This window comes from Kitasatospora sp. CMC57, from assembly GCF_045866025.2.
Taxonomy (GTDB): Bacteria; Actinomycetota; Actinomycetes; order Streptomycetales; family Streptomycetaceae; genus Kitasatospora.
The window spans coordinates 3,514,250-3,540,709 of record NZ_AP035881.2; the positions used below are offsets into that span (position 1 = coordinate 3,514,250).

General features: G+C 72.4%; 21 protein-coding genes and 4 pseudogenes. 6 read left to right on the top strand and 19 right to left on the bottom strand.

The genetic code is table 11. The features are described 5' to 3' along the window. Positions 1 to 26 precede the first annotated feature (26 nt). The 4 genes from ACKUU6_RS15500 to pdhA form a co-directional block, all read right to left on the bottom strand. Positions 27 to 1,241 (bottom strand): benzoate/H(+) symporter BenE family transporter, encoded by a 1,215-nt coding sequence (locus ACKUU6_RS15500; protein WP_407989128.1) that lies wholly within the window; start codon positions 1,239 to 1,241, stop codon positions 27 to 29. 230 nt (positions 1,242 to 1,471) lie between these two features. Then, positions 1,472 to 2,851 carry a dihydrolipoamide acetyltransferase family protein gene (locus ACKUU6_RS15505; RefSeq protein WP_407989129.1) on the bottom strand — a complete coding sequence of 460 codons (1,380 nt, stop codon included), beginning with the start codon at positions 2,849 to 2,851 and terminating at the stop codon, positions 1,472 to 1,474. A gap of 13 nt (positions 2,852 to 2,864) precedes the next feature. After that, positions 2,865 to 3,839: an alpha-ketoacid dehydrogenase subunit beta gene (locus tag ACKUU6_RS15510; RefSeq protein WP_407989130.1), complete on the bottom strand. Its 975-nt coding sequence runs from the start codon at positions 3,837 to 3,839 to the stop codon at positions 2,865 to 2,867. Further along, complete coding sequence (gene pdhA, locus ACKUU6_RS15515; protein WP_407989131.1) at positions 3,839 to 5,026, bottom strand: pyruvate dehydrogenase (acetyl-transferring) E1 component subunit alpha; 1,188 nt, start codon at positions 5,024 to 5,026, stop codon at positions 3,839 to 3,841. The genes ACKUU6_RS15510 and pdhA overlap by 1 nt, the downstream gene beginning before the upstream one ends. A gap of 353 nt (positions 5,027 to 5,379) precedes the next feature. On the opposite strand from pdhA, the gene ACKUU6_RS15520 reads away from it, so the two are divergent. Next, positions 5,380 to 6,039, top strand: coding sequence for a response regulator (locus ACKUU6_RS15520; RefSeq protein WP_407989132.1), 660 nt, complete (start codon positions 5,380 to 5,382; stop codon positions 6,037 to 6,039). Between the two features lie 59 nt (positions 6,040 to 6,098). Beyond that, a complete protein-coding gene (locus tag ACKUU6_RS15525; RefSeq protein ID WP_407989133.1) occupies positions 6,099 to 7,178 on the top strand; it encodes a phosphotransferase enzyme family protein in 1,080 nt (359 codons plus the stop codon). Between the two features lie 109 nt (positions 7,179 to 7,287). On the opposite strand, the gene ACKUU6_RS15530 is transcribed toward ACKUU6_RS15525, so the two are convergent. The 6 genes and pseudogenes from ACKUU6_RS15530 to ACKUU6_RS15555 form a co-directional block, all read right to left on the bottom strand. Further along, positions 7,288 to 8,985 carry a protein kinase domain-containing protein gene (locus ACKUU6_RS15530; protein ID WP_407989134.1) on the bottom strand — a complete coding sequence of 566 codons (1,698 nt, stop codon included), beginning with the start codon at positions 8,983 to 8,985 and terminating at the stop codon, positions 7,288 to 7,290. A 188-nt stretch (positions 8,986 to 9,173) separates the two neighbouring features. Next, a pseudogene (locus tag ACKUU6_RS15535) lies at positions 9,174 to 10,466 on the bottom strand (protein kinase domain-containing protein); the annotation flags it as partial. A 189-nt stretch (positions 10,467 to 10,655) separates the two neighbouring features. Next, positions 10,656 to 11,243: a bacterial proteasome activator family protein gene (locus ACKUU6_RS15540; RefSeq protein WP_407989136.1), complete on the bottom strand. Its 588-nt coding sequence runs from the start codon at positions 11,241 to 11,243 to the stop codon at positions 10,656 to 10,658. 96 nt (positions 11,244 to 11,339) lie between these two features. After that, positions 11,340 to 12,137: a hypothetical protein gene (locus ACKUU6_RS15545; RefSeq protein WP_407989137.1), complete on the bottom strand. Its 798-nt coding sequence runs from the start codon at positions 12,135 to 12,137 to the stop codon at positions 11,340 to 11,342. A gap of 197 nt (positions 12,138 to 12,334) precedes the next feature. Then, on the bottom strand, positions 12,335 to 13,312 hold the full coding sequence (locus ACKUU6_RS15550; protein WP_407989138.1) for an NAD(P)H-quinone oxidoreductase: 978 nt from the start codon (positions 13,310 to 13,312) through the stop codon (positions 12,335 to 12,337). A 45-nt stretch (positions 13,313 to 13,357) separates the two neighbouring features. Further along, positions 13,358 to 14,005, bottom strand: a pseudogene (locus tag ACKUU6_RS15555) (potassium channel family protein); the annotation flags it as partial. Positions 14,006 to 14,165: 160 nt separating this feature from the next. On the opposite strand from ACKUU6_RS15555, the gene ACKUU6_RS15560 reads away from it, so the two are divergent. After that, positions 14,166 to 15,215, top strand: a complete 1,050-nt coding sequence (locus tag ACKUU6_RS15560) for a potassium channel family protein (RefSeq protein WP_407992137.1) — start codon at positions 14,166 to 14,168, stop codon at positions 15,213 to 15,215. A 19-nt stretch (positions 15,216 to 15,234) separates the two neighbouring features. Here ACKUU6_RS15560 and ACKUU6_RS15565 read toward each other — a convergent pair whose 3' ends face one another. From ACKUU6_RS15565 to ACKUU6_RS15585, 5 genes and pseudogenes are all read right to left on the bottom strand, one after another. Next, positions 15,235 to 16,425 (bottom strand): molybdopterin molybdotransferase MoeA, encoded by a 1,191-nt coding sequence (locus ACKUU6_RS15565; RefSeq protein WP_407989139.1) that lies wholly within the window; start codon positions 16,423 to 16,425, stop codon positions 15,235 to 15,237. After that, positions 16,422 to 16,694, bottom strand: a pseudogene (locus tag ACKUU6_RS15570) (DUF6457 domain-containing protein); the annotation flags it as partial. The gene ACKUU6_RS15565 and the pseudogene ACKUU6_RS15570, both read right to left, overlap by 4 nt. A gap of 105 nt (positions 16,695 to 16,799) precedes the next feature. Further along, positions 16,800 to 17,358: pseudogene (locus ACKUU6_RS15575) on the bottom strand (molybdenum cofactor guanylyltransferase); the annotation flags it as partial. Positions 17,359 to 17,374: 16 nt separating this feature from the next. Continuing rightward, the gene (locus tag ACKUU6_RS15580; RefSeq protein ID WP_407989140.1) at positions 17,375 to 18,304 is read right to left on the bottom strand and encodes an MBL fold metallo-hydrolase; all 930 of its coding nucleotides are present in this window, start codon (positions 18,302 to 18,304) and stop codon (positions 17,375 to 17,377) included. A gap of 135 nt (positions 18,305 to 18,439) precedes the next feature. Further along, the gene (locus ACKUU6_RS15585) at positions 18,440 to 19,207 is read right to left on the bottom strand and encodes a polyprenol monophosphomannose synthase (protein ID WP_407989141.1); all 768 of its coding nucleotides are present in this window, start codon (positions 19,205 to 19,207) and stop codon (positions 18,440 to 18,442) included. 373 nt (positions 19,208 to 19,580) lie between these two features. Between ACKUU6_RS15585 and ACKUU6_RS15590 the strand changes: the two genes are divergently transcribed. From ACKUU6_RS15590 to ACKUU6_RS15600, 3 genes are all read left to right on the top strand, one after another. Further along, the gene (locus tag ACKUU6_RS15590) at positions 19,581 to 20,954 is read left to right on the top strand and encodes a phosphomannomutase/phosphoglucomutase (RefSeq protein ID WP_407992138.1); all 1,374 of its coding nucleotides are present in this window, start codon (positions 19,581 to 19,583) and stop codon (positions 20,952 to 20,954) included. Between the two features lie 93 nt (positions 20,955 to 21,047). Then, the gene (manA, locus tag ACKUU6_RS15595; RefSeq protein WP_407989142.1) at positions 21,048 to 22,244 is read left to right on the top strand and encodes a mannose-6-phosphate isomerase, class I; all 1,197 of its coding nucleotides are present in this window, start codon (positions 21,048 to 21,050) and stop codon (positions 22,242 to 22,244) included. A gap of 107 nt (positions 22,245 to 22,351) precedes the next feature. Next, positions 22,352 to 22,963, top strand: a complete 612-nt coding sequence (locus tag ACKUU6_RS15600; RefSeq protein WP_407989143.1) for a GDSL-type esterase/lipase family protein — start codon at positions 22,352 to 22,354, stop codon at positions 22,961 to 22,963. Between the two features lie 29 nt (positions 22,964 to 22,992). On the opposite strand, the gene ACKUU6_RS15605 is transcribed toward ACKUU6_RS15600, so the two are convergent. The 4 genes from ACKUU6_RS15605 to ACKUU6_RS15620 form a co-directional block, all read right to left on the bottom strand. After that, positions 22,993 to 23,781, bottom strand: coding sequence for an ABC transporter permease (locus ACKUU6_RS15605; protein ID WP_407989144.1), 789 nt, complete (start codon positions 23,779 to 23,781; stop codon positions 22,993 to 22,995). Beyond that, positions 23,778 to 24,740 carry an ATP-binding cassette domain-containing protein gene (locus tag ACKUU6_RS15610; protein ID WP_407989145.1) on the bottom strand — a complete coding sequence of 321 codons (963 nt, stop codon included), beginning with the start codon at positions 24,738 to 24,740 and terminating at the stop codon, positions 23,778 to 23,780. Before ACKUU6_RS15610 ends, ACKUU6_RS15605 begins: the two co-directional genes overlap by 4 nt. A gap of 67 nt (positions 24,741 to 24,807) precedes the next feature. Next, positions 24,808 to 25,656 carry a DUF4097 family beta strand repeat-containing protein gene (locus ACKUU6_RS15615; RefSeq protein ID WP_407989146.1) on the bottom strand — a complete coding sequence of 283 codons (849 nt, stop codon included), beginning with the start codon at positions 25,654 to 25,656 and terminating at the stop codon, positions 24,808 to 24,810. A gap of 134 nt (positions 25,657 to 25,790) precedes the next feature. After that, on the bottom strand, positions 25,791 to 26,303 hold the full coding sequence (locus ACKUU6_RS15620; RefSeq protein ID WP_407989147.1) for a toxin-antitoxin system HicB family antitoxin: 513 nt from the start codon (positions 26,301 to 26,303) through the stop codon (positions 25,791 to 25,793). Positions 26,304 to 26,460 lie beyond the last annotated feature (157 nt).

Genomic DNA, 26,460 nt, shown 5'->3' on the forward strand with positions numbered 1-26,460 from the left:
GCGCGGATCGGCTCCGGTGGCGCGGATCAGCTGCGCCGGGTCCGCCCGGCCTGGAGCACCAGGTGCGCCGAGACGCCGAACAGCAGGCCCCAGAAGGCCGAGCCGATCCCGTACAGGGTCATCCCCGAGGCGGTGGCCAGGAAGGTCACCACCGCGCCGTCCCGGCCGTGCTCGTCGGCCGTCGCCCCGGCCAGGCTGCTCTGGAAGGAGGCCAACAGGGCGGTGCCGGCGACCACCGCGATCAGCGCGGCGGGCAGGCCCGTGAAGAGGCTGACCAGCACCCCGGCGAAGCTGCCGATCAGGATGTACAGCACGCCGGTGGACATCCCGGCGATGTAGCGGCGCCGGGGGTCGGGGTGGCTCTCCTGGCTGGTGCAGATCGCGGCGGTGATCGCGGCCAGGTTGACGCCGGGCGAGCCGAACGGGGCGAGCAGCACCGAGAGGCCCCCGGTCGCGCCGATCAGCAGCCGGTCGTCCGGCTCGTAGCCGGAGGCCCGCATCACGCCGAGGCCGGGTGCGTTCTGCGAGGCCAGCGCGACGATGGTGAGCGGCAGCGCGAGACCGACCATCGCGGCCCAGCTGAACTGCGGCACCGTCAGCTCCGGCCGGACCGGGCCGCCGTGGCCGAGGTGCAGCGACAGTCCGACGGTGGTGGCGGCGAGCAGGCCGCCCGCCACCAGCGCCACCGGTACGGCGTACCTGGGCACGAACCTGCGGGCCGCCAGGAAAGCCGCGAAGCTGCCCAGTACCAGCACCGGCGCGGCCTTCAACGAGGTGAAGATCCCGGCGCCGAACGAGAACAGGATGCCCGCCAGCATCGCGTTCACGATCCCGACCGGAATCGCCCGGATCAACCGTCCGAACAGGCCGGTCACCCCGAACAGCGTCACCGCCACACTGCTCACCAGGAACGCCCCCACCGCCTCCCGGTACGGGTACTCCCCCAGGCTGGTCACCAGCAGCGCCGCCCCCGGCGTCGACCAGGCCGCGATCACCGGGGTCCTGGTCCACCAGCTCAGCAGCAGACAGCTCAGCCCGCTGCCGATCGACACCGCCCAGATCCACGACGCGGTCTGCCCAGGATCGAGCTGCCCGGCCTTCGCCGCCGCCAGCACCACCACCAGCGGCCCCGAGAACGACACCGCCACACACACCAGCCCGGCCAGCAGCGCGGGCCCCGACACGTCCCCGCGCAGCGAAGCACGGTGCCCGGTGGTTCCCTGCGGTGCCGCTGCCGTCACCCGTAGTCCTGTCACCCCGGCAGTATCGCGGAGGGTCCCCCGAGAGTGTCGAAATAGTTTTCCCAACCCACCTGCAACCTCTGAGCGGGATGCGCGTCCTAACGATTGAAGGCACGGAGAGCAGGGCCCGGCAGGAGCCGGGCGGGCGGCGCCCCCTGCACCAACGCACGGACGCCGAACGGGCCCCGCTCCCAGGAGGAGCAGGGCCCGTTCTTCCGTGCTGTCGGGGCTCAGCCCCAGGTGATCAGGCGCTTCGGGCGTTCGAGCACCGCCGCCGTGTCGGCTAGTACCTTGGAGCCCAGTTCGCCGTCGACCAGGCGGTGGTCGAAGGAGAGGGCCAGGGTGGTGACCTGGCGGGGCACCACCTTGCCCTTGTGGACCCAGGGCAGCTCCCGGACCGCGCCGAAGGCCAGGATGGCGGCCTCGCCGGGGTTCAGGATCGGGGTGCCGGTGTCGACGCCGAAGACGCCGACGTTGGTGATCGTGACGGTGCCGCCGGACAGGTCGGCCGGCGAGGTCTTGCCCTGGCGGGCGACGTCGGTCAACTCACCGAGTGCCATGGCCAGTTGCGGCAGGGTCTTGGCGCCGGCGTCCTTGATGTTGGGCACCAGGAGGCCGCGCGGGGTGGCCGCCGCGATCCCCAGGTTGACCTGGCCCTTGAGCACGATCTCCTGGTTCGCCTCGTCCCAGGCGGCGTTGATCTCGGGGTGCCGCTTGATGGCGGTGAGCAAGGCCCGGGCGACCAGCAGCAGCGGGCTGACCCGGACGCCCTCGCCCAGTTCGCCGCTGGCCTTGAGCTCGCGCACCAGCTTCATCGTCCGGGTCACGTCGACCTGGACGAACTCGGTGACGTGCGGCGCGGTGAACGCCGACGCGACCATCGCCTGGGCGATGGCCTTCCGGACACCCTTGACGGGCACCCGGACGTCGCCCGCGCCGACCGGCAGCGGGGCGACGGCGGCCACCGGCGTCTCGACCGCCGACGCCGGTGCGGCGGCGGCGTGCACGTCGTCCCGGGTGATCACACCGTCGGGGCCGGTCGGGGTGACCGTCCGCAGGTCGATGCCCAGGTCCTTGGCCAGCTTGCGCACCGGCGGCTTGGCCAACGGCCGCTCCTCGGAGACGGGTTGGGCCTGGGCCGGCACCACCACGGCCGGGGCGGCCACCGGCGCGGCCACTGGCACGGCCGGAGCCTTCCGGGCCCGCCGCTGGGCACCGCCCGTACGCGGCCCGTACCCGACCAGCACCTCGCGGCGCTCGGGCTCGGCCGCAGCAGGAGCCGCGGCCGGGGCGACCGGGGCGACCGGGGAGACGGCGACCGGCGTAGGAGCGGGCGCCGGCTCGGCAGCCCCGTCCCCCACCGCGACCGAGATGATCGCGGTACCGACGTCCACCGTCGAACCGGCCGGGAAGAACAGCGTCTCGACGACCCCGTTGAACGGGATCGGCAGCTCGACCGCCGCCTTGGCGGTCTCCACCTCGCAGACCACCTGACCGTCCGTCACCACGTCGCCGGGCTTGACGTACCAGGTCAGGATCTCGGCCTCGGTCAGACCCTCGCCGACATCCGGCATCTTGAACTCGCGGAGCGAGCGCACCTCAGTGGTCATTTCGCCCCTCTTCTCAGAACGCCAGCGCGCGGTCGACGGCGTCGAGCACACGGTCCAGGTCGGGCAGGTAGGACTCCTCCACCCGGGACGGCGGGTACGGCGCGTGGTAGCCGCCGACCCGGAGCACCGGGGCCTCCAGGTGGTAGAAGCAGCGCTCGGTGATCCGGGCGGCGAGCTCGGCGCCCAGGCCCATGAAGACCGGCGCCTCGTGCACCACGATCGCCCGGCCGGTGCGCTTCACCGACTCCTCGACGGTGGCGAAGTCGATCGGCGAGATCGACCGCAGGTCGACCACCTCCAGGCGGCGGCCGTCCTCCTCGGCGGCGGCAGCAGCCTCCTGACAGACCTTCACCATCGGGCCGTACGCGATCAGCGTGGCGTCGGTGCCCGGCCTGACCACCCGGGCGGCGTGCAGCCCGAGGTCCGCCGAGTCGCCGACGTCGCCCTTGTCCCAGTAGCGGCGCTTCGGCTCCAGGAAGATCACCGGGTCGTCCGAGGCGATCGCCTGCCGGAGCATCCAGTGCGCGTCGTGCGCGTTGGAGGGGGTGACCACCCGCAGGCCGGCCGTGTGGGCGAAGTACGCCTCGTGCGACTCGCTGTGGTGCTCGACCGCGCCGATGCCGCCCGCGAACGGGATGCGCACGGTGACCGGCATCTTCACGTGCCCGAGGGCCCGGGCGTGCATCTTGGCCAGCTGGGAGACGATCTGGTCGAAGGCCGGGTAGACGAAGCCGTCGAACTGGATCTCCACCACCGGGCGGTAGCCGCGCAGCGCCAGGCCGATCGCGGTCCCGACGATGCCGGACTCGGCCAGCGGGGTGTCGATCACCCGGTCCTCGCCGAAGTCCTTCTGCAGCCCGTCGGTGATCCGGAAGACGCCGCCGAGCTTCCCGATGTCCTCGCCCATCAGCAGGGTCTTCGGGTCGTTCTCCAGCGACTTGCGCAGCGCCTCGTTGAGCGCCTTGGCGATGCTGAGCTGCCCTGCCATCAGTGGTTCTCCCCGCCCTCGAAGGAGGCGGCATACGCCTCGTACTCGGCCCGCTCCTCGTCCACCAGAGCGTGCGGCTCCGCGTAGACGTGGTCGAAGATCAGCGTCGGGTCCGGGTCGGGCATGCTCCGGACGCCCTCACGGACCCGCAGGCCGAGCTGCTCGCTCTCCGCCTCGACCGAGGCGAAGAACGCCTCGTCGGCCAGGCCCTCCGCGTCCAGGTACGCCTTCAGACGGGAGATCGGGTCCTTGGCCTTCCAGGCCTCGGTCTCCTCGGTGGCCCGGTAGCGGGTCGGGTCGTCCGAGGTGGTGTGGGCACCCATCCGGTAGGTGAACGCCTCGACCAGCACCGGGCCGTTGCCGCTGCGGGCGTGGTCGAGCGCCCAGCGGGTCACCGCGAGGCAGGCCAGCACGTCGTTGCCGTCCACCCTGACACCCGGGAAGCCGAAGCCCGAGGCGCGACGGTAGAGCGGGATCCGGGTCTGGTTGGTGGTGGGCTCGGAGATCGCCCACTGGTTGTTCTGGCAGAAGAAGACCACCGGCGCGTTGTAGACCGAGGCGAAGGTGAACGCCTCGCTCACGTCGCCCTGGCTGGAGGCGCCGTCACCGAAGTACGCGATCACCGCGTCGTCGGCGCCGTCCTTGGTGACGCCCATCGCGTATCCGGTGGCGTGCAGGGTCTGCGCGCCGATCACGATGGTGTAGAGGTGGAAGTTCTTCTCGTTCGGGTCCCAGCCGCCGTGGTTGACGCCGCGGAACATGCCGAGCAGGTTCAGCGGGTCGACGTCACGGCACCAGGCCACGCCGTGCTCCCGGTACGTCGGGAAGGCGTAGTCGCCGGTGCGCATCGCCCGTCCGGAACCGACCTGGGCGGCCTCCTGGCCGAGCAGCGAGGCCCACAGGCCCAGCTCGCCCTGGCGCTGCAGCGAGGTGGCCTCGGCGTCGAAGCGCCGGACCAGCACCAGGTCCCGGTAGAGCGAGCGGAGCTCCTCCGGCGTGGTGGTCAGCGGGAAGTCCGGGTGCTCGACCCGGACGCCTTCCGGCGTGAGCAGCTGGACCAGCTGGGGCTGGGCGTCCGACCCGGCCTCGGAGGGCTGGGCCTCCGAAGGAACTGGCGGGAGGGTGTCAGGGACGGCGGGGGCTGCCTTCTTGCGCGCCCTCGTCGTGCTTTTGACGGTCACGTTCACTCCTCGGTCTGTCCGGCCGCCCGGGGTCGCCGGTGACCGGTCCGGTCACCGCCTCGCAGGAGCGCGTGGGTATGCGCACCGATCTGCTCAGCAGGTGGTGTTCCTTTTCCGACGGCGTCCCACACGAGAACGTTACCCAGCGCAGCCCCTTGGCGCTTCTGCGCTAGGACGTCCTAGTTGTTCGGGTGTTGAGCGCCGCGGGTGTGGCGCGGCTCTCATTTCGTGGCCGTCAGGACACCTGCGCACGCTATCCGGGCAGCAGTCTCCGCGTAAGGGGGTAACGGGCATCAATTTCCCGATGGCGGTCGGCACGGGACACGGGTCTTCCTGCGTGCACATGGGAGCATTCGGCCGTGACTGGAAACGGACAAATCAGGGTATTCCTGCTCGATGATCACGAGGTCGTCCGCCGTGGCGTACACGAACTGCTCTCCATCGAGGACGACATCGAGGTGGTCGGCGAGGCCGGCACCGCAGCCGAGGCGCTCGCCCGGATCCCGGCAGTCCAGCCGGACGTGGCCGTGCTCGACATCCGGCTGCCGGACGGCAACGGGGTCGAGGTCTGCCGCGAGGTGCGCTCCCTGAACCCCGGGATCAAGTGCCTGATGCTCACCTCCTTCTCGGACGACGAGGCGCTCTTCGACGCCATCATGGCCGGGGCCTCCGGGTACGTACTGAAGGCGATCCGCGGCACCGACCTGCTCTCCGCGGTCCGCGACGTGGCGGCGGGCAAGTCCCTGCTCGACCCGGTCGCCACCGGCCGGGTGCTCGCCCGGCTCCGTGACGGCGGCGCGAAGGAGGACGAACGGCTCGCCCAGTTGACGAAGCAGGAGCGCCGGATCCTGGACCTGATCGGCGAGGGGATGACCAACCGTCAGATCGGCAACGAGCTCCACCTCGCCGAGAAGACCGTCAAGAACTACGTCTCCAGCCTGCTCGCCAAGATGGGCATGGAGCGCCGGACCCAGGCCGCCGCGTACGTGGCCAGGCACCAGACGGACCAGCGGCCCTGAGAGCACATCACTGACGGTACGTCAAGCGCCCCTCTGCGTAACCACTACTCTCAGGGCACGTGAACCACAGCACCTCCTTCGCGTGCGCACCGGCCCGCCCGGACACCAGCGCACCCCCCATCGGCACCCTCAGTCCTCCGGTCCCCGACCACGTCCTGACGGGGGTGCTGCGCTCCTACCGGCTGACCCGGTTCAGCGCCATACCGGTCGCCGAGGGGCTGCTCAACCGGGGCTACCGGGTGCAGACCGAGACCGGCCGGTACTTCCTCAAGTGCTACGTCGACCAGGCCACCGCCCCCCGCCCGGTGGTCGCCGCCCAGCACCGCGCGACCACCGCCCTGGCGGCGCTCGGCCTGCCGGTCACGCCCCCGGTCCGCGCCCGGGACGGCCGTACCTGCACCAGCCGGGGCGGACGTCTGTTCGCCCTCTTCCCCTGGATCGAGGGCGAGCACCGGCACGGCACCGAGCTGGACCTCCCGGAGAGCGGCGAACTCGGTGCGCTGCTCGGCCGCCTGCACGGCGCACTCGCCGAGGTGTGTGCCCCCGTTCGCCAGCCGACCGGCCACCGCTCCGCCGACCCGGACGAGACCGCCCTCCTGGTCGGCCGCCTCCGCGAACAGGCCCGTACCGCCGGGCCGAGCCCCTTCGACAGCCTCGCCGAACGACGGCTCACCGAACGCCTCGACCTGCTCGACACCCACCGCCACCGCCGCCCGGCCCCGCAGGCCGCCCCGCCCACCGGCTGGACCCACGGCGACTTCCACGGCCTCAACCTGCTCCACCGCCACGGCCGGGTGACCGCCGTCCTGGACTGGGACAAGCTCGGCCCCGGCCCGCTGGCCGAGGAGGCGGTCCGCGCCGCCACCCTGCTCTTCAACGACCGCACCACCGGCGTCCTGGACCTCAGTCGGGTCCGCCGCTGGTCCCGCGCCTACCGCGCGACCGGTGCCGCCACCGCCGCCGACCTCGCCGCCGCAGCCCACCGGGTCTGGTGGGAGCGCCTCAACGACCTCTGGATGCTCCAGTGGCACTACCAGCGTGCCGACCACCGCGCCGACCCGCTCTTCCCCGCCTCGGCCGCCCAGCTCACCTGGTGGTGCCAGGAGTACGAACAGGTCCTCGACGCCCTGACCAACTGACCTGACCCGTCGCACAGGGCACCCGGTCGGCACCCGCCAGGGGCCCGGGGTCATCCGCACGTCAGGTCCCGCGGCGGAGCCGCAGACCAGCGGAGCCCCGGGCCCCCGCCTACTGGTTCGTCTCGTTCGGGTTCGCCGCCGGTGAGCTGGGCGGGGCCGGGTTCGACGAGGAGGTGACGGGCGACGGCGACGAGCTCGGCGTCGCCGATGCACTGGGCGACGGCGAGGGCGTGGCCGACGGCGACTTGGACGCGCTCGGCGACGGCGACGGGCTGGGCGACGGCGAAGGCGTGGCCGACGCGCTGGCCGACGGGGTCGCCGACGGGGTCCGGGGAGTGGTCTTGACGGCCGACGGGGACGGGGTGTCCACCGACGGGGACGGCGAGGCCGAGGGGGTGCTCGACGTCACCGGGACGACCGGCGTCCCGGTGCCCTTGTCGCCGTCGAGCGCCAGCCCGATGCCGACGCCCGCGGCGCCGAGCACCAGCAGCACCCCGGCCACCGCCGGCCAGGGGTTCCGTCGCCGCCTCGGCTCCGGCTCGTCCGGCCCCCCGGCCGGGTCCACGGCCGGGTACGGCGCCGAGGGGGTCCGGAACGGCGAACCCACCGGATACCCGAGGACCGCCGTCGGATCGCTGCCCGCCGCGACGCCCCCGAGCGGCTCGGTGATCGCGGTGCCGCCGCTCGGGCTCCCCTCGTAGCCGGGGTAGCCGCCGGTGTGACCGGAACCGGCGGCCGCCAGCCCGGCCGCCGCTGCCGCCGCGGCGGCAGCCCCTGCCGCGTACCCGGCCCCCGCCGCACCGTGCATCTCGCGCAGCGCGTGCTGCAGGTGGGCCCGGAACTCGTCCGCGCTCTGGAACCGGTCGTCCGGGTTCTTCGCCAGCGAGCGCAGCACCATCGCGTCCAGCACGGCGGGCACCCGCGGGTTGGCCTGCGAGGGCGGCACCGGCGCGTCCTGGACGTGCTGGTAGACCACCGAGAGCGGGGTGTCACCGGTGAACGGCGGGCGCAGCGCGAGCAGTTCGTAGAGCATGCAGCCGGCCGCGTACAGGTCGGAGCGGTGGTCCACCGCCTTGCCGAGCGCCTGCTCGGGCGAGAGGTACTGCGGGGTACCCATCACCATGCCGGTCTGGGTCATCGTGCTGGCCGCGCCGGTGAGGGCGCGCGCGATGCCGAAGTCCATCACCTTGACCGCGCCGCCGGTGGTGATGATCACGTTGGCGGGCTTGATGTCGCGGTGCACGATGCCGTGCCGGTGGCTGTAGGCGAGCGCCTCCAGCACCCCGGCGATGATGATCAGCGCCTGGTCGACCGGTGGCGCCTCCTCGTCCACCAGCAGCTCGCGGACGGTCCGGCCCTCGACCAGCTCCATCACGATGTACGGCGTGGACTCGCCGTCCTCGACCTCCTCGCCGGTGTCGTAGACGGCGACGATCGAGTGGTGGTTGAGCGAGGCCACCGAGTGCGCCTCGCGGGTGAACCGGAGCCGGGCGGTCTCGTCCTGGGCGAGTTCGGTACGGAGCAGCTTGACCGCGACGGTCCTGGCCAGCCGGACGTCCTGGGCCGCGAACACCTCGGCCATCCCGCCCCGGCCGAGCCGGTGGGTGAGCCGGTAGCGGCCGTCACCCACGGTGCCGAGCGGTGCGGCGGTGCCCCGTCCTGGAGTGGAGGGACCCGGGCCGGCGGTCGCGGGCAGCAAGGCCGTCTCGGCCGTCTCGGCGGTGCCGGATGTGGGGTTGGCCGCCGGCACCTCGGGCGTCTCGGGGGTCTCGTCCGCGCCGTCGCCCGGCTGCTGTGTCTGTGCCATCACTCCTCGCCCCGGGCGGTCGCCCTGTCAGTTGCGTCCTTGGAACGCTACCGCTTCGGCGGACCCGCCGTGCCGTGGCACAGCCGGTGCGCCAATCAGATCGGCCGGTCCGGGAGGTACTGGCTCGAAGCCGCCGACGCGCCGCTGTCGTACGTGTCGCTCTGCCGGTTCTGCTCCTGCTTGGCCGCCACGATGGCGACGATCACCGAGGCCAGCACCAGCACCCCGATGATCACCCCGATCACCACCAGCGCGGTCGAGCAGCCGTTCCCCTTCGCCGCCTGCGGGGCGAACTGCGGTGCGGCGTAAGACTGCTGGGGGTACGGCTGCCCCGGCGGGTAGGGCGAGGGCTGCTGCTGCGGGAACGGCCCCGGGTACGGCTGGGCGAAGACCGGCGGCGGGGTCTGCGGGCCGTACGGCGGCGGGGTGGCGGGCTGGTACGGCTGGTGCACCTGCGGCGTGGGTCCGCGCAGGTCGCCGCCGACCTGCGGGAAGCCGGTCAGCGAACTCCCGACCGCCGCCGGGCCGCCGGCCGACACCGAACGCGGCCCCTCGCCGATCACCAGCGGCGTGGCCGCACGCAGCGGCACCCCGCCGTCCGGCACCCCGGCCGCGATCCGCTCCACCTCGGCGCGCATCGCCTCGGCGGTCGGGAACCGGTGCGCCGGATCCTTCCGCAGCGCCCGGGCCACCAGCGCGTCCACCCCCGGCCGGACCGCCGGGTTGAGGCCGGAGGGCGCGGGCGCCTCCTCCTGCACGTGCTTGTACGCGATCGAGAAGGGGGAGTCACCGTCGAACGGCAGCTCCCCGGTGAGCAGCTCGAACAGCATGCAGCCGACCGAGTAGAGGTCCGAGCGGGCGTCCACGCTCTTGCCGAGCGCCTGCTCGGGCGAGAGGTACTGCGGGGTGCCGACCACCATGCCGGTCTGGGTCATCGAGGTCACCCCGGACTGCAGGGCGCGCGCGATGCCGAAGTCCATCACCTTCACGGTGCCCTTGGCACTGACCATCACGTTGCCCGGCTTGATGTCCCGGTGCACCAAGCCCTGGTCGTGCGAAGCCTCCAGCGCGGACAGCACCGCCCCGGTGATCGTCAGCGCCTGGTCGGCGGGCATCGCGCCGCCCCGGGCGATCGCCTCGTTCAGCACGTCGCGCAGGGACTGGCCCTCGACGTACTCCATCACGATGTACGGGGTGGTCGCGCCGTCCGGGCCGACGTCCTCGCCGCTGTCGAAGACCGAGACGATGTTGGTGTGCTGGAGCCTGGCGACCGCCTGCGCCTCCCGGCGGAACCGCTCCCGGAACGCCTGCTCCCGGCCCAGCTCGGTGTGCAGGGTCTTCACCGCGACCTTGCGGTCCAGCACGGTGTCGTGCGCCAGGTGGACGGAGGCCATCCCACCCTGGCCGAGCAGGTGCCGCAGCACGTACCGGCCGCCTGCCAGCGAGTGGCCCTCGACCGTGCTGCCGTCCTCGCCGCTCATGTCCCCTGCTTCCCCCTCCGGCTGCGGAGGTGTCCCGGCTGCACAGCCGTCCGGGTGCAGAACCGGACCGACCCCGGCCGACGACCCGCAGGGGGCCGACGACAGGGGTCAGGGTATCGGCTCGGGCCGCCGTCCCCGGGTGGCGGGGCGGGGCCGTGTCCGAGCTGGAACGAAGTGTGCGCAGCAGCTCTACAGGTACGGGCCCGAGCGGATGCCGCGGCCCTCGACCGGCTCGTCGAACTCCGCCTCGGCGCCGTGGCTGCCGGGCGGCAGTGCGCGCCGCATCTGCTCCAACTGCGCTCGGGCGGCCATCTGCTGGGCGAACAGCGCGGTCTGGATGCCGTGGAACAGGCCCTCCAGCCAGCCCACCAGCTGGGCCTGCGCGATCCGCAGCTCCGCCTCGGTCGGGATGGTGTCCTCGGTGAACGGCAGCGAGAGCCGCTCCAGCTCCTCCACCAGCTCGGGTGCCAGGCCGAGCTCCAGCTCCTTGATCGAGCTGGCGTGGATGTCCTTCAGGCGCGCCCGGCTGGCCTCGTCGAGAGGCGCCATCCGGACCTCCTCCAGCAGCTGCTTGATCATGCTGCCGATCCGCATGACCTTGGCGGGCTGCTCGACCATCTCGGTCACAGGCAGCTCCCGGGGTTCCACCGCCTCGCCCTCCCCGCCCCGGCCGAAGCCCGATCCGGGGACCGCACCGACGGGCATCCCGTCCGGGCCCACGATCAGCACCTTCGGGGCGTCCTCCGACTGCGACCGTTCGTTCATCGGCTTCGTCATAGCTCCTTCATATGCTTCGCGCGGGGAGAGGGTCAACTCACCGACCATCATGCCGGTACGAGGCCCTCCGCGCCGCTGATCCGCCCTGACCAGGCGTCAGCGACGGCGCAGCCGCAGGCCGACCAGCGCCAGCCCGGCGCCGATCATCGCCAGCCCGGCGCCGAGCGGCAACTGCAGGGTGGAGGCGTCGGTCCAACGCAGCGGGGCGGTGAAGTCGGCCGCCACCCGGACGGCCGCCGGGGGCCGGTCGGCCGTCTCGACCACGTCGGGCGGTCCGTCCTGCTCGACCGGTTCGGCCGGGGCGGCCGGTGCGGCCTCGGGCTGCTGGACCACCGGCTCGGCGGCGGGGGCCGCCGGAGCGGGCGGCGGCTGCGAGGGCTCCTGGTACCGCACGACGTACTGCACGACGGGAGCCACCGGCACCACAGGCGCGGCCGGTCGGGCCGATACCCTCGCCGGGCCCGGGAGCGGGGTCGGGGTGGGCTGCACGGACGGACGGACGGGCGTCGGCGTCGGGCTCGGCTGGACAGCGGCCGGTGCGGTCGGTGTCGGAGCCGGAGTGGGCGTCTGGACCGGCGTGGGCGTCGCGGAGGGCGAGGGCTCGACCGGCTCCCCGGACGGCTCGGGGTTCCCGGGCGTCGCCGGGACGGTCCGCCCCGGGCTCGACCCCGGCACCACCGGCAGCTGAACGGTGGGCAGCACCGGCAGCGTCGGCAAGGTCGGGAGTACTGGCAGCGCGGGCAGCTGGGGTATCAGCACCGACGGGACCGTGGGCAGCACCACCCCCGCCTGCGGCGACCCCCCCGGCTCCCGCTCCTCCGCCAGCGCGATCGACCCGGCCAGCAGCAGCGGCACCGTCGCCCCGGCCAGCACTGCGGTACGCCACAGCACCATCACCGGAACAGAACGTGCTGAGAACGCGAACGGAAGTGCGGCCACGGCGGGAGGTCCTTCCGACGGCCGAACGCGCTGCGACGCGGACGGCGGCGGGACAGCTCCGCACCAGCCTCACATATTCCGATAATCCAGGCATTTCGGACCCATCAGGAGTCGCGCCGCAGCCCCCTCCGGAGCTGCGGCCGACCCCGCGCTCAGCGCGCCAGCAGCACCTTGCCGACCTGTTCCCCGGCCTCCACCACCCGGTGTGCCTCGGCCGCCTCCGTCAGCGGCAGCACCCGGTCGACCACGGGCTTCACCACACCCGCCTCGATCAGCGGCCAGACGTGCTCCCGGACGGCCGCCACGATCGCGGCCTTCTCGCCGAGCGGGCGGCTGCGGAGCGCGGTGGCGGCCACGGCGGCCCGCTTGGCGAGCAGCTTGGAGAGGTCCAGTTCGCCCTTGACCCCGCCCTGCAGACCGATCACGACCAGTCGGCCGTTGGTCGCCAGGGCGTCGATGTTCCGGTCCAGGTACTTGGCGCCCATGATGTCCAGGATCACGTCCGCCCCGGCCCCCTTGGTGGCGGCAGCGACCTCCTCGACGAAGTCCTGCTTCCGGTAGTCGATGCCGATGTCGGCACCCAGTTCGGCGCAGCGGGCCAGCTTGTCCGCGCTCCCCGCGGTGACCAGCACCTTGGCGCCGACCGCCTTGGCCAGCTGGATCGCCATCGTGCCGATACCGCTGGCGCCACCGTGCAGCAGGACCGTCTCGGTCGGACGCAGGTGGGCCACCATGAAGAGGTTCGACCAGACCGTGCAGGCCACCTCGGGCAGCGCGGCCGCCTCGGTCACGCTCAACCCCGACGGTACCGGAAGCAGTTGGCCGACCGGGACGGCCACCAGCTCGGCGTACCCGCCGCCCGCCAGCAGGGCGCAGACCTCGTCGCCGACGGCCCAGCCGGCCACCCCGGCCCCGAGGGCGACGATCCGCCCCGCGCACTCCAAGCCGGGGTAGGGCAAGGTGCCGGGCGGCGGGGCGTAGCGGCCCTGCCGCTGCAACAGGTCGGCCCGGTTCACCGCACTGGCCGTGACCTCGACCAGCACCTCCCCGGCGGCGGGCACCGGATCCGGCACCTCCGCCCACACCAGGGCTTCGGGACCGCCGGGCTGAGGAATCGTCATCGCATGCATACGTCCGACGGTACTGCCCCGGCCCGGGGCGATCGCGGACGGTGGTCAGGCGGGTCTGATGGTGATGACGCGGTCGGTCAACTGGAGGACGGCGGCTTCGGGTTCGGTGTAGTTGAGCACCCGCCGTCCCCGCACCACCGCCACCACCAGATCCGCGCACTCACGCGGACCGTGACCCGCCTCCGCCCTGGTGACGGGACGCTCCACCACGTCCAGCCCGTTCCCGTACGTCAGCAGGTCCTCCATCACCGCCCCCGCGTGCGGACTCAGCATCGACATCCCCAGCAGACGCCCCGCCGAACTCGAACTCGTCACCACCACATCCGCACCGCTCTGCCGCAACAACGGCGCGTTCTCGTCCTCCCGCACCGCCGCCACCACCGTCGCACCCCTGTTCAACTGACGAACCGTCAACGTCACCAACACCGCAGTGTCATCACGCTCGGGTGCCACCACGACCTTGCCGGCGGTGGGCAGTTCGGCCCGGAGCAGGGTCTCGGTCCGCGTCGCGTCGCCGATCACACCGGTCAGTCCGTCCCGGGTGGCCTGGTCGATCACCCTGCGCTGGGGGTCCACGACGACGATCTCGCGACGGTCGACGCCCTGACCGAGCAGCGTGGCCACCGCGTGGCGCCCCTTGGTCCCGTACCCCACGACGACGGTGTGCTCCCGCACGGTGGGCCTCCAGCGGGTTGACGGATACGAGTGCTGGTGACGATACCGAGTCCGGGTGCGGCTCCGGTGATGCCACGACTCGCCCGGCCGGAACGGCCACCGGGCGGACGCTGCCGTCATTCTGGTCCACGTGACGAAGAACGATCAGTCCTCGCGAGCCGACCGCCCGCCCTCGCGGCTGCGGCGATCGAATTACCGCCGCAGCCGACGCCCGGACTCGGATACCGAGTCCGGCAGCCGGATCAGCCTGCCCACCCAGCCGCCGAAGCCGCCGCTGCTCCAGGTCTCCCGCAGGCTGGTGCTCGCGCTGGCGGTGCTGGTCGCCACCACGCTGATCGTCTGGCTGGACCGCACCGGCTACAACGACAACTCCGACGGTTCGGTGGACCTGCTGGACGCCGGCTACTACGCCACCGTCACGCTCTCCACCACCGGGTACGGCGACATCACCCCGGTCGGCGACGGGGCCCGGCTCACCAACATCCTGGTGATCACACCGTTGCGCGTGGTCTTCCTGATCATCCTGGTCGGCACCACCCTGGAGGTCCTGACCGAGCGGACTCGCCGGCAGTGGCGGATCGGACGGTGGAAGGACACTGTGCGGGAGCACACCGTCGTCGTGGGGTACGGGACCAAGGGGCGCCATGCGGTGGCCACGCTGCTCGGTCAGGGTGTGGAGCGCCGCGAGATCGTCGTCGTGGACCCCCAGGCCAAGGTGATCGAGCAGGTGGCCCTGGACGGACTGGTCGGCGTCCAGGGTGACGGGACCAGGACGGACACCCTGCGCAGCGCGGAACTGGATCGAGCCGCCCGGGTGGTCGTCGCTTTGGGCCGTGATGACACTGCGGTGTTGGTGACGTTGACGGTTCGTCAGTTGAACAGGGGTGCGACGGTGGTGGCGGCGGTGCGGGAGGACGAGAACGCGCCGTTGTTGCGGCAGAGCGGTGCGGATGTGGTGGTGACGAGTTCGAGTTCGGCGGGGCGTCTGCTGGGGATGTCGATGCTGAGTCCGCACGCGGGGGCGGTGATGGAGGACCTGCTGACGTACGGGAACGGGCTGGACGTGGTGGAGCGTCCCGTCACCAGGGCGGAGGCGGGTCACGGTCCGCGTGAGTGCGCGGATCTGGTGGTGGCGGTGGTGCGGGGACGGCGGGTGCTCAACTACACCGAACCCGAAGCCGCCGTCCTCCAGTTGACCGACCGCGTCATCACCATCAGACCCGCCTGACACGACCTGACCGGACCGGTCACGGCGTGGCCAGGGTCTCGGCCCGGCCGTCGGCCGGCACCCCGCCGGGCGGGACGACAGCGAGCGCCTCGGCCAGGGCCAGGCCCCGCAGCATCGCCGGGCCGTCGAAGGCCAGCGGCACCAGGCCACGCTCGGTCCTGACCACCGGGACCAGCCGGGTGTCGGTCGGATGGCCCGGCAGTGCGGCGGCCACCGGCTCGGTCCTGAGCTCCGGTCCCGGACGGCCGGCCTGCCGGCCCAGCAGCGGCAGGGCCAGCGTGACGGTGCCGGCGACGGCCGCCAGCGGGTTGCCCGGCAGGCCCACCAGGTGGCGCCCGTCCGGGAGTTCGGCCAGCAGCATCGGGTGTCCGGGGCGGACCGCGACACCGTCCACCAACAGCCGGGCGCCCGTGGCGGCGAGCGCCTCGTGCAGGAAGTCCACCGGCCCGGCAGCCGTCCCTCCGGTAGTGACCACCACGTCGGCGGGCGAGTGCCGGATCGCGTCCCTGAGCAGCCCGAAGTCATCCCCTACCCGGCGCTGTCCGACCAGCTCCGCACCGGCGGCGGCCAGCCACGGCGGCAGCAGCGGCCCGAGCGCGTCGCGGACCAGGCCCGCGCCCGGGAGGCCGGACTCCAGCAGTTCGTCACCGACCAGCAGCAGTTCGACCGTCGGACGGCGGTGCACGGTGAGCCGGTCGTACCCGCAGGCCGCGGCCAGACCGAGCACCGCCGGGGTCACCACCGTCCCGGCCGGGAGCAGCGACTCGCCCCGGCGGCACTCCTGGCCGCGTGGCCGGACGTCCTGCCCCGGCGGCACCTCGCCCGTCGGGTGCAGCACCACCCCGTCGGTCCGGCCGTGCTCCCGGCGCAGCACGCCGGTGGCACCCGGCGGCAGCTGCGCGCCTGTGGCGATCTGCACCGCGGCGCCGTCCGCCAGCGGCCCGCACGGCTCACCGGCCAGCACCCGGCCCGCCAGCCGCCACGGCCCCGGACCGGCGACCGCCCAGCCGTCCATCGCGGAGGTGTCGAAGGCCGGCAGGTCCGTGAGCGCCTCCAAGGGCCCCGCCAGGGTCTGCCCGAGCGCGGCCCCCAGCGCGAGCCCGACGGCGGGCAGCGGCTGACGGCCGGCCAGGCGCGCCGCCCGGCGGGCCTGCGGCCACGGGCAGTGCCGCAGCGCCTGTACGGGGGCGGCCGCCGCCACCGTCGTCACTCCTGCTCCCGGGCCCAGCGTTCGGCCAGCGCCTCGGTCCTGACCCGCGCCCGGGCCACCTCTTCCGCGCCGCCGCCCTGCTGGGCCGCCGCGTAGCCGACCAGGAACGCCGTCAGCGGTGCGGCGGGCCTGGCCACCCCGTGCGCCACCACCCGGGCGAGGTCCAGCAGGCCGGACACGTCCACCTCCAGGTCGATGCCCAGCTCGGTGGCGACGTCGGCGATCCAGTCATCCAGCGTGCGTTCCATGGGCCCATGCTCCCTGATCCGTCGTCGGCTGCCACGCTCCGGGGCGTGAGCATCGCGCGTCGTTTCGCTCACCGAGCCGCACGGCCACCGGTGAGCAGGACCGCATTCCAGGGGCTCAGAGGTCCCGGCGGCGGGCGGCCTCCAGGTCTTCCCAGGTGTCGCAGTCGCAGGAGACACCGTCCGGGTCGGCCAGGCGCCCGAGCCGGAGCGGAGCGAGCAGCCGCCGGATCGGCAGCCCGGCCGGTTCACCGAGACCGGCCAGGGCGGCCCGGAGGGCGGCGGTGCGGTAGGCGCCGGCCAGCGGCTGGTCCCGGCCGTCGGCGTCCACCAGCAGGGCACCGTCGTACTCCTCCGCGAGCGCGTCCACCAGCCGCCCGACGGTCCGCCCGTCCAGGAACGGCAGGTCCGCCGCGAGCAGCAACACCCGGTCCGCGGTGATCAGGGCGAGTCCGGCCGCCACCGCCGCGACCGGGCCGCCGCCGGGTGGGTCCTCCCGGGTCCAGAGCAGGTCACGGCGTTCGGTCGGCCGTCCGGGGCCGACCACCACCGCCGTGCGGGCGTCCGGGCAGGCGGCGAGCACCCGATCGAGCAGGGTGCGTCCGCCGACCGCCAGACCCGGCTTGTCCACGCCGCCGAGCCGCCGGGCGGCGCCCCCGGCGAGGACGAGTGCGTCGTAGGCCGTCATGTGGCCAGTATTCCGCTCAGGGGTCCTCGACGATCTCCGCGTCCACGATCCCGTTGTCGCCGTGGGAGAGGTCCTCGGGCGTGAGGACGTTGGCCGCCGCACTGAGTTCGAGGATCGCCGGGAGGGTCAGTCCGCCGTAGCGTTCGTTGACCATCGCCACCAGGGCTTCGGCGTCGTCGGGGTGGACGGACAGGGCCCGGTCGAAGTCCTGGAGGTACTCGCTGGTGAAGGTGAGCACCCGCATCGCGTCGTCGTCGGCGCCGGGGGCCCGGTGGCCGGCGATCACCCGGTCGGCGCCGAGGTCGGCCAGCCTGGCCAGGTTGTGCGCCCACTGCTCGCGCTCGGCCGGGTCGGTGTCCGCCGTCCAGACGTGGGTGCCGTTGTAGACGAAGTCCCCGGCGACCACCGTGCGGCTGCCCGGGATGTGGACCACGGTGGATCCCGCACTGTCGCCCTGTCCGAGGCTGAGCACCCGGATCAGCTGCCGGTCGATCATCAGCGGCTGCGGCAGCAGCGTGGCGGGGACCAGCGGATGGTCCGGGATGTCGTCCCCGTACACGGGCTTCCACTGGGCCACCTTGGCGGCCAGCGTGGCCATGATGCCCTCCACCACCAGGGGGGCGGCGAGCAGCTGCGCCTTGGGGAAGAGCCGGAGCACCTCCTCGGCACCGAAGTAGTGGTCCGGGTGCTGGTGGGTGATCACGATGGCGAGCAGCTGGCGACCCTTGCCCGCCACCCACTCGGCGAGCTCCCGGCCGGCGCTCCGGGTCAGCTGGGCGTCGACCAGGATCGCGGTGCGCTCACCCATGATCAGGCTGGAGGTGGCGAAGAAGGCCGTCTCGGGGCCGGTGAAGACCTCGATCCGCAGGGGGGCCGGGGCCGGACCCGGGTGCCCCGGACCGGCCGGTCCGGCTCCGGCGGTCCCTTCGGGCTGGGACGGCGTCACATCGGCTCCCTGGTCCGCACGGTGGGCCCGTGCCGGGACCCGTAGGGCTCCAGCTTGGGAGGAAACCGCCGGAATCGCCGGACAGGCGCGCCCAGGTGAGTGATCAAGCACCTCTCCCGGGCGCCGCCGCTGCTGCTACTTCTTCTTCCCGGTGAGCTTGTCGAGGCGGGCGGTGAGGCCCCAGGCGGTGACCCGCCACAGCGCCTCGACCACGATGCTCCGGCTCATCTTCGAGGCACCGAGCTCCCGCTCCACGAAGGTGATCGGCACCTCCGCCACCTTGAAACCCGCCTTGACCGTCCGCCACGCCAGATCCACCTGGAAGCAGTACCCCGCCGAAGCGACCTGGTCCATACCCAGCCCCTCCAACGTCTCCCGCCGGAACGCCCGGTACCCACCCGTCACATCCCAGATCGGCACATCCAGCATCAACCGCGAGTACAACGAACCACCCCGCGACAGCAACAGCCGCGAACGCGGCCAGTTCACCACCTCACCACCCGGCACCCACCGCGAACCCAGCACCAGATCCGCCGTCCGCAACGCCGTCAACAACCTCGGCAGCTCCTCCGGGCGGTGCGAACCGTCCGCATCCATCTCCACCAGCACCTGGTACCCCTGGTCCAGACCCCAACGGAAACCCGCCAGATAGGCCGCCCCCAGCCCCTCCTTGCCCCTGCGGTGCAACACGTGCACGTGATCATCCGCCGCCGCCAACTTGTCGGCCAGATCACCCGTACCGTCCGGACTGTTGTCGTCCGCCACCAGAACGTGCGCCTCCGGAACCGCCGCCCGCACCCGCGCGGTGATCAACTCGACGTTCTCCGCCTCGTTGTACGTCGGAATGATCACCAGCACCCCACCGAGATCGGCGAAGGAACTCTCCTGGTCAGCCGTGGTCACGTCTCTGATGCCTTTCGGGTACAGCGGGTGAGCAGCGAGCCCTGGTGGCCGCTGTCCGGGTGGATGAGGCGCACCTCGCGGTGCCCGGTCTCCTCGGATACGAAGAAGTGCAGGAATAGCGCATGCTACGACGAACCGGCTGCCCGGCGGTCGCCAGGGCGGTGCCGCGCTCCGCTCACCAGATAGTCTTCCTGTTCAACTTGCACACCCGTGGGTCGCGAAGCAACCGTCGCTCGCGTCCGCCTCGCCCGCCCATCGCCGCGCCCCAGCGCCGGTGGGAGCACCGGGAAGGTCGGACCCGCGCCGGTGTCGACCGAGAACGTGCGGCACGGCCGCACCGAGCAGGGTGGAGTGCCGGACAGTGCGGGACTTGATGCAGTTGGTGAAGGCGTACGACGTGCGTGGTGTGGTGCCGGATCAGTGGGACGAGGGTCTGTCGTTCGCGTTGGGTGCTGCGTTTGTGCGGGTGGTGGGTGCGTCGGCGGTGGTGGTGGGGCATGACATGCGGCCGTCGTCGCCGTCGTTGTCGCGGGCGTTCGCGTTGGGGGCGGTGGGGTCGGGGGCGGATGTGGTGGAGATCGGGTTGTGTTCGACCGATCAGTTGTATTACGCGTCGGGGTCGTTGGATCTGGCGGGGGCGATGTTCACGGCGTCGCACAATCCGGCGCGGTACAACGGGATCAAGTTGTGTCGTGCGGGTGCGTCGCCGGTGGGGCAGGACACGGGGCTGACGGAGATCCGTGAGTTGGTGGAGTCGTGGACGGGTCCGGATGGCGTGGTGACGGTGCCGCCGTTGGAGGTGGCTGCGGGGTCGTTGTCGGTGAAGGACACGTTGGGTGGGTATGCGGGTCATCTGCTGGGTCTGGTGGACCTGGCGGGGATGCGGCGGTTGAAGGTGGTGGTGGACGCGGGGAACGGGATGGGCGGCCACACGGTGCCCACGGTGTTCGCGGGTCTGCCGGTGGATCTGGTGCCGCTGTACTTCGAGTTGGACGGGACGTTCCCCAACCACGAGGCGAACCCGTTGGATCCGGCGAACCTGGTCGACCTCCAGGCGAAGGTCGTGGAGTGCGGGGCGGATCTGGGGCTGGCGTTCGACGGGGACGCGGACCGCTGTTTCGTGATCGACGAGCGTGGTGAGGCGGTGTCGCCGTCGGCGATCACGGCGTTGGTGGCGGCGCGGGAGATCGCCCGGGTGCAGGCCGCCGGTGAGAGCAACCCGACCGTCATCCACAACCTGATCACCTCGCACACGGTGCCCGAGGTGGTCCGTGAGCTGGGTGCCACTCCCGTGCGGACCCGGGTGGGGCATTCGTTCATCAAGCAGGAGATGGCCGTCACGGGTGCGGTGTTCGGCGGGGAGCATTCCGCGCACTACTACTTCCGGGACTTCTGGCGCGCCGACACCGGGATGCTGGCGGCGTTGCACGTGCTGGCGGCGCTGGGGCACCAGGAGCGGCCGTTGTCGGCGCTGACGGCCGCCTACGACCGCTACAGCGCGTCGGGGGAGATCAACTCCACGGTCACCGACCAGGAGGCCGCCACCGCCAGGGTCGCCGCCCACTACGCCGGCTGTCCCGACGCCGGTACCGACACCCTCGACGGGCTCACCATCACCACGCCCACGTGGTGGCTCAACCTCCGCGCCTCCAACACCGAGCCCCTCCTGCGGCTCAACGTCGAAGCCGACACCCCCGCCATCATGGCCACCATCCGCGACACCGTCCTGACCCTCATCCGCACCTGACACCCCCCACCACCACACCGGCCCGTCCCCGCACTCGCACCGAAGCGGGTTAGGGTCGGTCCACTCCCGTACGAGAGCGAACAGGACGTGCCCATGAACCGGCTCGCCAACACCGTCCGCCCCTATGCCTGGGGGTCGGTCACCACCATCCCCGAGTTGCTGGGCGTCGAGGCGACCGGCGAACCGCAGGCCGAACTCTGGATGGGCGCCCACCCGAGCGCCCCGTCCCGGGTCGACCGGGGCGGTGGTCCGCGCGCCCTGGACGAGCTGATCGAGGCCGACCCGGAGGGCGAGCTGGGGGCCGAGACGGTGGCCAGGTTCGGGCCGACCCTGCCGTTCCTGTTCAAGGTGCTGGCGGCGGGGGTGCCGCTCTCCATTCAGGCGCATCCCACGCTGGCCCAGGCCGAGGCGGGCTTCGCCGCCGAGGAGGCCAGGGGCATCCCGCTGGACGCCCCGGAGCGGAACTACCGGGACGCCAACCACAAGCCCGAACTCATCTGCGCGCTGGACGAGTTCGAGGGTCTGTGCGGATTCCGCCGACCGGCCGAGGCGGCCGATCTGCTGGCCTCTCTGGACGTGCCCGAGCTGCTGCCGCTGGTCGAACTGCTCCGCAACAAGCCGGAGTCGGAGGCCCTGAGCCAGGCGGTCGCCGACATCCTCTCGATGACCGGGGAGAGCGCCACCGCCGTCGTGGCGGCCACCGCCGCCGCGATCGAGCGGGCCGCCGCCTCCGACGACCCGACCGGACAGTTCGCCGGATACGCCTTCGCCGCCCGGGAGTTCCCCGGCGACACCGGGCTGCTCATCGGCCTGCTGCTGAACCACTTCGTCCTCCAGCCGGGCGAAGCGCTCTATCTCGGGGCCGGGCTCCCGCACGGCTACCTGCGGGGGACCGGCACCGAGATCATGGCCAACTCCGACAACGTGCTGCGCTGCGGGCTGACGCCCAAGCACGTGGACGTGGCCGAGCTGCTCCGGGTGGTCGACTTCCGGGCCGGCCGCCCGGAGGTGCTGCGGCCGGCCGCCGATGCCAACGGCGAAGAGCTCTACCCCGTACCGATCGACGAGTTCCGGCTGTCCCGGTTCGTCCTCACCGGGACGGCCCGGGTGCTCGACGGCCGGGCCCCGCAGATCCTGCTCTGCACCGAGGGCAGCGCCGAACTCACCGCCGCCGACGGCACCGTGCTCACCCTGGACCGCGGCCAGTCCGCCTTCCTGCCCGGAACGGGCACGGAGACCACCCTGTCCGGCTCCGGCACGACCGTCTTCCGGGCCACCGTCACCCTCTGACCACAGCCGGGCCACCGCCCTGCACGGAACGGGCAGTTCACCGACCACTGTGTCCAAGGGGCGGAATCCCGGACACCCCGCGCCGCCCGGCTGCCAGGATCGCGGGCATGACCCGCGACCTGCGCATCTGCTTCGTCGGCGACTCCTACGTGGCCGGCGTCGGCGACCCACGGTTCCTCGGCTGGGCCGGCCGGCTGGCCGCCCGTACCCTCGCCGCCGGGCAGCCCCTCACCGGCTACAACCTCGGGGTCCGGCGCCAGACTTCAGCCGATGTGCTCAAGCGTTTCGAGGGCGAGTGCGGCCCGCGGCTGGCCGCCGCCACCGACCCCCGGGTCGTGCTCTCCGTCGGCGTCAACGACGCCACCCACGAGAACGGGCGGCCCCGGGTCCCCGCAGACGAGTCCGCGGCCAACCTGACCCGCCTGCTCGACCTGGCCACCGCCAACGGCTGGTCCGTCCTGGTGGTCGCCCCGCCGCCGGTCGCCGACCTCGGCCACCAGGCCCGCACCGCCGGTCTGGACCGGGAGTTCGCCCGGATCTGCCGCACCGCCGAGGTCCCGTACGTCCCCGCCCACCAACCGCTCGCCGCCGATCCCACCTGGATCCACGAAGTACGCGTCGGCGATGGCGCCCACCCCGCCGAAGCGGGGTACGACGCCATCGCCGAGCTGATCGCCCCCTCCTGGGACGAGTGGATCGCCTCGGGCCGGTCGGTGTAGATCCACCGCCATCTCCCGGGCCGAACCGGCTACTTGGGGTCCCGGTTGAAGGCGGCCTTGGACCAGCGGTAACCGAGGACGGTGAGACCGAGCGACCAGGCGACCGCGAGCCACCCGTTGTTGCCGATTTCGGTGCCCAGGAGCAGGCCGCGCAGGGTCTCGATGGCGGGAGTGAACGGCTGGTACTGGGCGATCGGCTGGAACCAGCCCGGCATCGCGTGGACCGGGACGAAGGCGCTGGAGATCAGCGGCAGGAAGATCAGCGGGATCGCGTTGTTGCTGGCCGCCTCGGCGTTCGGGCTCACCATGCCCATCCCGACCGCGATCCAGGTGAGCGCGGTGGCGAACAGGACCAGCAGCCCGAAGGCCGTCACCCACTCCAGGACGGTCGCGTCGGTGGAGCGGAAACCGATCGCCACCCCGACCGCGCCGACCAGGACGACGCTGGCGACGGACTGCAGGACGCTCCCGACGACGTGTCCGATCAGGACGGAGCCGCGGTGGATGGCCATGGTCCGGAAGCGGGCGATGATGCCTTCGGTCATGTCGTTGGAGACGGACACCGCGGTGCCGATGGTGGTGCTGCCGATGGTCATCAGCAGCAGACCGGGCACCAGGTAGGCGACGTAGGCGGAGCGGTCGGCGGCGCCGCCGATGCCCGCGCTCATCGTGTCGCCGAAGACGTAGACGAAGAGCAGCAGCAGCATGACCGGAGTGAGCAGCAGGTTGAGGGTGAGCGACGGGTACCGGCGCGCGTGCAGCAGGTTGCGGCGCAGCATGGTGGAGGAGTCGCGGACGGCGAGGGCCAGGGTGCTCATCGGAGGGTCTCCTTGGGCTGGTCGGTACCGGTGAGGGCGAAGAAGACGTCGTCGAGGTCGGGGGTGTGCACGGTGAGCTCGTCCGCCTCGATGCCGGCCGTGTCCAGGCGGTCGAGGACGGTGCGCAGGTCGCGCTGGCTGCCGTCGCTGAGGATCTGCAGGGTCAGCGCCTCGTCGTCCCGGGTGGCGTCGCGCAGTGCGCCGACGGCGCTGCGGTAGGCGGCGGGGTCGGCGAAGCGGAGGCGGACGTGGCCGCCGGGGATGAGCCGCTTGAGCTCCTCGGCGGTGCCCTCCGCCGCGATCCTGCCGTTGTTGAGCACGGCGATGCGATCGGCGAGTTCGTCGGCCTCGTCCAGGTACTGAGTGGTCAGGAAGACGGTGACGCCACCCGAGACCAGTTCGCGGATGATCTGCCACATGCCGTGCCGCGAGCGCGGGTCGAGGCCGGTGGTGGGCTCGTCCAGGAAGATGATCCGGGGGCTGCCGACCAGCGTCATCGCGATGTCGAGCCGGCGCTTCATACCGCCGGAGTAGGTGGAGGCGGGCTTCTTCGCGGCCTCCACCAGGTCGAACCGCTCCAGCAGCTCCGCCGCCACCCTCCGGCCCTCGCTCCTGGAGAGGTGGTGCAGGTCGGCCATCAGGAGCATGTTCTCCTCACCGGTGATCAGCCCGTCCACGGCGGAGAACTGACCCGTGACCCCGATCGCCGCGCGCACCCCGTCCGGTGCCGTGGTGACGTCGTGGCCCGCGACCTGGGCCTGGCCGCCGTCGGCGGTGATGAGGGTGGAGAGGATCTTCACGACGGTGGTCTTGCCGGCCCCGTTCGGCCCCAGCAGAGCGAACACCGACCCGGCCGGGATCCGCAGATCGATGCCGTCGAGAACGGTCTTGTCGCCGTACGACTTACGCAGGCCGACGGCGGAGACGGCGGCCGACCGGCCATTCCTTGGCGTGGGCATGACAGATGAACCCATGGGGTCCTCCCCTTCGAGCGTTTCGGTGAGTGGGCTTGCGGAAGCTTCGAGCTCAGGCGTGGGCGCGGCGGACGTCGATGTTGCCGTACCGGGTACGGGCGCGGACCTTGACGGTGTCCTCGGTGCCCTCCGGGGCCTCCGACGCGGTGAGCGTGTTGCGCACCTGGCCGGCACCGGAGCTGACGTCGAGCCAGGCGGCCGTCCCCTCCCGGACGCCGACCTCGATGGCGCCGTACGAGGTGTCCAACTGGACGGTGCCGCGCGCCACTTCACCCACCCGCAGGGTGCCGTGCGCGGTGGTGGCGGTGACCGAATCCTCGGCCCGCCGGATCTCGATGTCACCGTTGGCGCCGCTCACCCGCAGTTCGCCGTTCGCGGCGCCGACGGTGGTGGTGCCGTGCGAGTTCTTCAGGACGGCCGGACCGTCGACCAGGCCGACCCGCAGGCTGCCCGAGCTGGTGGTGATCTCGGCCGCGCCCTCGACCCGGTCCACCGTGATGGAGCCGTGCGAGGCCGTCAGCTTCAGCGGCCCCGTGGTGTCGAGCCGGACATCACCGGACGAGGTCTTCACGCGCACCTCGCCGAGCCGGCCCTCCCCGAACACCTGGGTCCAGGCGCCGGTCATGTCGATGCGCGAGCCCGTCGGCAGTTCGACCGTCACGTCCACGACGCCGGTGCGGCCGAGGCCGAGCAGGTTGCCCTTGGGCGTCCTGACGGTCAGTACGCCACTCGCGTAGGTGACCTCGGTCTGGTCGGCCGTCCGCACGTCCCGGTCCTTCTTCGGGTCGCGGGGCCGCACCTCGACCACGGTGTCGAGCCGGTCGCCTGCGGTGAACTGAATGGAACCGGCCTCCACGTGCGCCGTGGCCGAGATCGGTTCGGGAGTGTCGAAAGAAGGCATGGCTGTCCCGTCCTCTTGGGTCTTCTGGGCGTCCCCGCTGGTGGGACGTGGTGTGGGTGAAGTGGTGCGGATCGGAGCGGTGCTGGTTGGGGCTGCTTGTTGAGGGCGGTGCCGGTTGGAGCGGTGCGGGCGGGCTAGCGGACCCAGCCCGTGATGCTCTGTCCGACGGTCGTGGTCCTCTCGGTCGTCCGCGGCCGGGCACCACCGTCGACAGCGGCCGACACGGCGCGGACCAACCAGGCGTTGACCGACAGGCCCTCGCGGGCCGCGGCCTCCTCGGCGCGGGCCTTGAGGTGGGCCGGCAGCCGGAGGTTGACGCGGGCGGTGCCACCCTCGTCGCCCTCGGCCGGGGCCTGGAACGCTTCGACCGGGGCGGCCGGCTCCGCAGTGGCGCCACCCTCGGTGGGCGGCAGCGTCACCACGAAGTCCGGGTCCAACCCGCGCAGCCGTACGTCGACCGAGCCGGGGGCGAGTTCACGGGTGACCTCGTCCATCGCAGCGGACAGCACGTTGAGCATGGTGAGCCGGGTCGCCGACTCCAGGGGGGCGGTGAGACGCTCCGCCAGCTCGCGGGCTTCGTCGCCGCCTGCCTCGGCGGCCACCGCGAGTTCGCGGCGGAGGGTGTCGACATACGGGGTGAGGTCCATGACGTCATCATGGCACCACTGTGGCACCACATGCAAGCCTCACTTGCGCTCCAGGCGCCACGAAATCACCCATACGCCCCCCACCTGCGGAAACGCACTCAGATTCCCCTGAGCCACCATGGCACCATGCCCTTTTCTAAGCGCTCTGTGGCGCCGA

What these genes read in the sequence shown, in the direction of transcription:
- ACKUU6_RS15505 (WP_407989129.1), bottom strand. Translation starts at nt 2,851, where the DNA reads ATGACCACTGAGGTGCGCTCGCTCCGCGAGTTCAAGATGCCGGATGTC.
- ACKUU6_RS15510 (WP_407989130.1), bottom strand. Translation starts at nt 3,839, where the DNA reads ATGGCAGGGCAGCTCAGCATCGCCAAGGCGCTCAACGAGGCGCTGCGC.
- ACKUU6_RS15530 (WP_407989134.1), bottom strand. Translation starts at nt 8,985, where the DNA reads ATGGCACAGACACAGCAGCCGGGCGACGGCGCGGACGAGACCCCCGAG.
- ACKUU6_RS15540 (WP_407989136.1), bottom strand. Translation starts at nt 11,243, where the DNA reads ATGACGAAGCCGATGAACGAACGGTCGCAGTCGGAGGACGCCCCGAAG.
- ACKUU6_RS15545 (WP_407989137.1), bottom strand. Translation starts at nt 12,137, where the DNA reads ATGGTGCTGTGGCGTACCGCAGTGCTGGCCGGGGCGACGGTGCCGCTG.
- ACKUU6_RS15550 (WP_407989138.1), bottom strand. Translation starts at nt 13,312, where the DNA reads ATGCATGCGATGACGATTCCTCAGCCCGGCGGTCCCGAAGCCCTGGTG.
- ACKUU6_RS15590 (WP_407992138.1), top strand. Translation starts at nt 19,581, where the DNA reads ATGCAGTTGGTGAAGGCGTACGACGTGCGTGGTGTGGTGCCGGATCAG.
- manA (WP_407989142.1), top strand. Translation starts at nt 21,048, where the DNA reads ATGAACCGGCTCGCCAACACCGTCCGCCCCTATGCCTGGGGGTCGGTC.
- ACKUU6_RS15600 (WP_407989143.1), top strand. Translation starts at nt 22,352, where the DNA reads ATGACCCGCGACCTGCGCATCTGCTTCGTCGGCGACTCCTACGTGGCC.
- ACKUU6_RS15605 (WP_407989144.1), bottom strand. Translation starts at nt 23,781, where the DNA reads ATGAGCACCCTGGCCCTCGCCGTCCGCGACTCCTCCACCATGCTGCGC.
- ACKUU6_RS15610 (WP_407989145.1), bottom strand. Translation starts at nt 24,740, where the DNA reads ATGCCCACGCCAAGGAATGGCCGGTCGGCCGCCGTCTCCGCCGTCGGC.
- ACKUU6_RS15615 (WP_407989146.1), bottom strand. Translation starts at nt 25,656, where the DNA reads ATGCCTTCTTTCGACACTCCCGAACCGATCTCGGCCACGGCGCACGTG.
- ACKUU6_RS15620 (WP_407989147.1), bottom strand. Translation starts at nt 26,303, where the DNA reads ATGGACCTCACCCCGTATGTCGACACCCTCCGCCGCGAACTCGCGGTG.